Consider the following 5,271-nt stretch of genomic DNA (forward strand, 5'->3'; position numbering starts at 1 on the left):
CCGCGCATGCGCGGCGGAGCCCGGCGCATTCAGACCGTCACAGATACGCCCGAGAAGTTAACAAACCACCGGATTGGCCTACCGGCATCAGTGGGAAGGCTTCTCCGGTACCCGGAACGAATGCATTCGGATGACATTTCAAGGCGATCCATCTCGGACCCGCGGCCGGTTCATCCGCCGTTCGGCGGCTGTCCGCCCGCGATTCGTATGCAATCGGTACGGCCCGTGCGCATTCGGTCCACACCCGTGCACCACACCCGCGCCCCATCCATTCGAGTGCCATTCGAGTGAACGCGGACAGGAGCGGCCATGCCCACACCCCACCAGTCGTCAACGGAGCAGCTAGAAAGGACGGAACCCCACCATCGCGGCGCGCGCGTTCAGCCCTCCGCAGCCGCAACGCGCCCTGTTGAGTCCGAGCTCCAGTCCCCAGGTGATTTCATGATCGGTCGCATTCCCGTCCTCGACGTCCGCCCCCTCGTCGATTGCGGAAGAAGGCCCGCCAAGGCGGTTTCCGGTGAGACCTTCCAGGTCACCGCGACCGTCTTCCGCGAAGGCCATGACGCGGTCGCGGCCAACGTCGTCCTGCTCGACCCGAGCGGGCGGCCCGGCCCCTGGACACCGATGCGCGAGCTCGCTCCGGGCACCGACCGCTGGGGCGCCGATGTGACCCCGGACGCCGAGGGCCGCTGGACGTACACGGTCGAGGCCTGGAGCGATCCGGTGGCCACCTGGCGGCACACCGCCCGGATCAAGATCCCGGCGGGGATCGACACCGCGCTCGTCCTGGCGGAGGGCGCCGAGCTGTACGAGCGGGCCGCCGGGGGCGTGCCCAAGCGGGACGGCCGCGAGGCGGTGCTCCGCGCGGTCGACGCCCTGCGCGACACGTCACGCCCGGCCGCCGCCCGGCTGGCCGCCGCGCTCACCCCCGAGGCGGCACAGGCGCTGACCGGCCACCCCCTGCGTGAGCTGGTCACCGCCTCGCGGCCGCTCCCGCTCGTCGTCGAGCGCCGGCGCGCCCTGTTCGGCTCCTGGTACGAGCTGTTCCCCCGTTCCGAGGGGGCCAGAACCGAACCGGCCGTACCGCCGAAGCCGGTGGGGAAGGGCCGCGCGGCCAAGGCGCGACCCGCCGCGGCGCAGCCTCCCCGGATCGTCAGCGGCACCTTCCGCACGGCGGCCGAGCGGCTGCCGGCGGTCGCCGCGATGGGGTTCGACGTGGTCTACCTCCCCCCGGTCCACCCCATCGGGACGACCCATCGCAAGGGCCCGAACAACTCCCTCTCCCCCGCCGCGCACGATGTGGGGGTGCCCTGGGCGATCGGCTCGGCCGAGGGCGGCCACGACGCCGTCCACCCCGATCTCGGCACCCTCGACGACTTCGACCATTTCGTCGAGGCCGCCCGGAACCTGCGCATGGAGATCGCGCTGGATTTCGCCCTCCAGTGCTCCCCCGATCACCCGTGGGTCACGGAACACCCCGAGTGGTTCCATCACCGCGCGGACGGCAGTATCGCCTACGCGGAGAATCCGCCCAAGAAATACCAGGACATCTATCCGATCGCGTTCGACAAGGATCTGCGCGGGCTCGTCGCGGAGACCGTGCGCATCCTGCGGTTCTGGATGGATCACGGAGTACGGATCTTCCGCGTCGACAATCCGCACACCAAGCCGGTGATCTTCTGGGAGAAGGTCATCGCCGACATCAACCGCACCGATCCCGATGTGATCTTCCTGGCCGAGGCATTCACCCGTCCCGCGATGATGCACGCACTCGCCACCATCGGATTCCAGCAGTCGTACACCTACTTCACCTGGCGCAACAGCCGCCAGGAAATCACCGATTACGTGACCGAGCTGTCCGGTGAGACGGCCTCCTGCATGAGGCCCAATTTCTTCGTGAACACCCCCGACATCCTCCCCGGATATCTCCAGGACGGCGGCAGGCCCGCCTTCGAGGCACGGGCGGTGCTCGCGGCGACGCTCTCCCCCACCTGGGGGGTGTACGCGGGGTACGAGCTCTGCGAGAACACCCCGCTCCGCGGCGGCAGTGAGGAGTACCTCGACTCGGAGAAGTACGAGATCCGGCCCAGGGACTGGGAAGCCGCCGAGCGTGAGGGCCGGTCGCTGGCCCCGCTCATCACCACGCTCAACCGGATCAGGCGCCGCCACCCGGCGCTGCAGCAGCTGCGTGACGTGCACTTCCACTCGTCCGACAACGACGCCCTGATCGTCTACAGCAAGCGCTCCGGTTCGAACATCGTTCTGATGGTCGTCAACCTCGACCCGCACCACACCCAGGAGGCGACCGTCTCGTTGGACATGCCGCGACTCGGCCTCGACAGGCACGAGAGCGTGCCGGTGCGCGACGAGCTCACCGGCACTTCCTATCACTGGGGCAGGACCTTCTACGTGCGTCTGGAACCGGGCGTGACGCCCGCGCACATCGCCGTCCTGCGACCGTCCCCGCCGACCGGAGGGTCACCCACACCATGATCGTCAATGAGCCCGTCCACGACACGTTCGAGGACACCCCGGCCAAGGACCGCGATCCCGACTGGTTCAAGCGTGCCGTCTTCTACGAGGTCCTCGTCCGTTCCTTCCAGGACTCCAACGGCGACGGCATCGGAGATCTGAAGGGGATCACCTCCAAACTGGACTACCTCCAGTGGCTTGGCGTCGACTGCCTCTGGCTGCCACCGTTCTTCAAGTCGCCGCTGCGCGACGGTGGTTACGACGTCTCCGACTACACCGCCGTGCTTCCGGAGTTCGGCGACCTCGCCGACTTCGTCGAGTTCGTCGACGCCGCGCACCAGCGCGGGATGCGCGTGATCATCGACTTCGTCATGAATCACACCAGCGACCAGCACGACTGGTTCCAGCAGTCCCGCACCGACCCCGAGGGTCCGTACGGCGACTACTACGTCTGGGCCGACGACGACAAGCAGTTCCAGGACGCCCGGATCATCTTCGTCGACACCGAGACGTCCAACTGGACCTTCGACCCGGTGCGCAAGCAGTACTACTGGCACCGGTTCTTCTCGCACCAGCCCGACCTCAACTACGAGAACCCGGCGGTGCAGGAGGAGATCATCTCCGCCCTGCGCTTCTGGCTGGACCTCGGCATCGACGGCTTCCGGGTCGACGCCGTGCCCTACCTCTACCAGCGCGAGGGCACCAACTGCGAGAACCTCCCGGAGACCCACGGCTTCCTCAAGCGGGTCCGCAAGGAGATCGACGCCAACTACCCGGACACCGTGCTGCTCGCCGAGGCCAACCAGTGGCCCGAGGACGTCGTCGACTACTTCGGCGACTACCGGGCCGGCGGCGACGAGTGCCACATGGCGTTCCACTTCCCCGTCATGCCGCGGATCTTCATGGCCGTACGGCGGGAGAGCCGCTACCCGGTCTCCGAAATCCTGGCCAAGACACCGGCGATCCCGTCCGGCTGCCAGTGGGGCATCTTCCTGCGCAACCATGACGAGCTGACGCTCGAAATGGTCACGGACGAAGAGCGCGACTACATGTACGCGGAGTACGCCAAGGATCCGCGGATGCGGGCCAACATCGGTATCAGGCGGCGCCTGGCATCCCTGCTGGACAACGACCGCAACCAGATCGAGCTGTTCACCGCCCTGCTGCTGTCCCTGCCCGGATCGCCGATCCTCTACTACGGGGACGAGATCGGAATGGGCGACAACATCTGGCTGGGCGACCGGGACGCCGTCCGCACCCCGATGCAGTGGACGCCCGACCGGAACGCGGGATTCTCCTCCAGCGATCCGGGACGGCTCTTCCTCCCCACGATCATGGACCCGGTCTACGGCTACCAGGTCACCAACGTCGAGGCGGCGATGGCCTCGCCGTCGTCGCTGCTGCACTGGACGCGCCGGATGATCGAGATCCGCAAGCAGAACCCGGCGTTCGGCCTCGGCGCGTACACCGAACTGCCCTCCTCCAACCCCGCGGTGCTCGCCTTCACCCGTGAACACGGGGACGACCTCGTGCTGTGCGTGCACAACTTCTCGCGGTTCGCGCAGCCGACGGAGCTCGATCTGCGGTCCTTCAACGGGCGTCATCCGGTGGAGCTGATCGGCGGGGTGCGCTTCCCCGCCATCGGTCAGTGGCCCTACCTGCTGACTCTCGCGGGACACGGCTTCTACTGGTTCCGCCTCCGCAAGGACGCACCCGCGAGCTGACCGGCCGGCCGGCGCGCAGGCTCTGTGCGGGGCGGTTTCCGCCGCTCCGCACGGGGCACTCTCCACCCATATCGAACGCTTCAGGACCCTTCCTGAATCCTCCTGGCGTTTCGTTCCGTTCGAGTCGAGTCCGTACGGACCATCCTGACCCGACACGTCCCGCACAGCCGGACAGCCAAAGCCGCAATCCGGGACACTCTTCGCATCCTGTGGTGTGCCCGGGGAAAGGACGCGATGCCATGTCGGAGGCTGCATCCGCTCAGGTCACCCTGGCGAACAGCACAGCCCTGCTCCCGTCTCTCGGACCGCTGCTCCATGAATGGCTGCCCCGGCAGCGGTGGTTCGCGGGCAAGGGACGGCCGATCACGGCCTTCTCGCTCGTGTCGGCGACCGAGATACTGCCGGTGGAGAAGTCCGGCACCGCCGCTGCCGGCCCCGGGCTGCTGCATCTGCTGGTCCGGGTCCATCAGCCCACCATGCCCGCCCAGCCGCCCATCGACTGCTACCAGTTACTGCTCGGCGTACGGTCCACGCTGCCGACCCGGCTGGCGCCCGCCCTCGTCGGGCATGTGACGGACGGCCCGCTGGGCGGGCTGACCGTCTACGACGGGCTGCACGATCCACGCCTGGCCGCCCTGCTGCTGGAACGGCTGCGCACCCCCGGCAGACTCGGCGCCCTCCGGTTCGGCCGGGGTGCGGCCCCGGTCCCCGCCGGCCTCGCGCCCCGGGTGCTGGACACCGAGCAGTCCAACTCCTCGCTCGTCTACGGCAACGCCTACATCCTCAAGATCTTCCGCCGGGTGTTCCCGGGCACCAACCCCGATCTGGAACTGCCCCTCGCGCTCTCCCGCGAGGGGTGCGGGCGCGTCCCGGCCCCCGTCGCCTGGTTCGAGTCCACCGAACCGGAGCACCTCACGCTCGGCGTGCTGCAGCCGTTCCTGCGCGGTGCGCAGGACGGCTGGCAGCTCGCCCTGCGCGCACTCGCGGCGGGCCTCGACTTCGGACCCGAGGCCCGCGCGCTGGGACAGGCCACCGCCGAGGTGCACACCGCGCTCGCCGCCGCGCTGCCCACCCC

General features: G+C 68.5%; 3 protein-coding genes. All 3 read left to right on the forward strand.

The genetic code is table 11. The features are described from left to right. Positions 1-441: 441 nt before the first annotated feature. Positions 442-2,493, forward strand: a complete 2,052-nt coding sequence (locus tag J1C73_RS33810) for an alpha-1,4-glucan--maltose-1-phosphate maltosyltransferase (protein WP_207319699.1) — start codon at positions 442-444, stop codon at positions 2,491-2,493. Further along, positions 2,490-4,196: a maltose alpha-D-glucosyltransferase gene (gene treS / locus J1C73_RS33815; RefSeq protein ID WP_207319700.1), complete on the forward strand. Its 1,707-nt coding sequence runs from the start codon at positions 2,490-2,492 to the stop codon at positions 4,194-4,196. The genes J1C73_RS33810 and treS overlap by 4 nt, the downstream gene beginning before the upstream one ends. A gap of 239 nt (positions 4,197-4,435) precedes the next feature. Then, positions 4,436-5,271, forward strand: an 836-nt coding sequence (locus J1C73_RS33820) for a maltokinase N-terminal cap-like domain-containing protein (protein WP_443732233.1), incomplete at its 3' end; no start/stop codon positions are given.

The organism is Streptomyces laculatispora (assembly GCF_017353455.1).
Taxonomy (GTDB): domain Bacteria; phylum Actinomycetota; class Actinomycetes; order Streptomycetales; family Streptomycetaceae; genus Streptomyces; species Streptomyces laculatispora.

What these genes read in the sequence shown, in the direction of transcription:
- treS (WP_207319700.1), top strand. Translation starts at nt 2,490, where the DNA reads ATGATCGTCAATGAGCCCGTCCACGACACGTTCGAGGACACCCCGGCC.
- J1C73_RS33810 (WP_207319699.1), top strand. Translation starts at nt 442, where the DNA reads ATGATCGGTCGCATTCCCGTCCTCGACGTCCGCCCCCTCGTCGATTGC.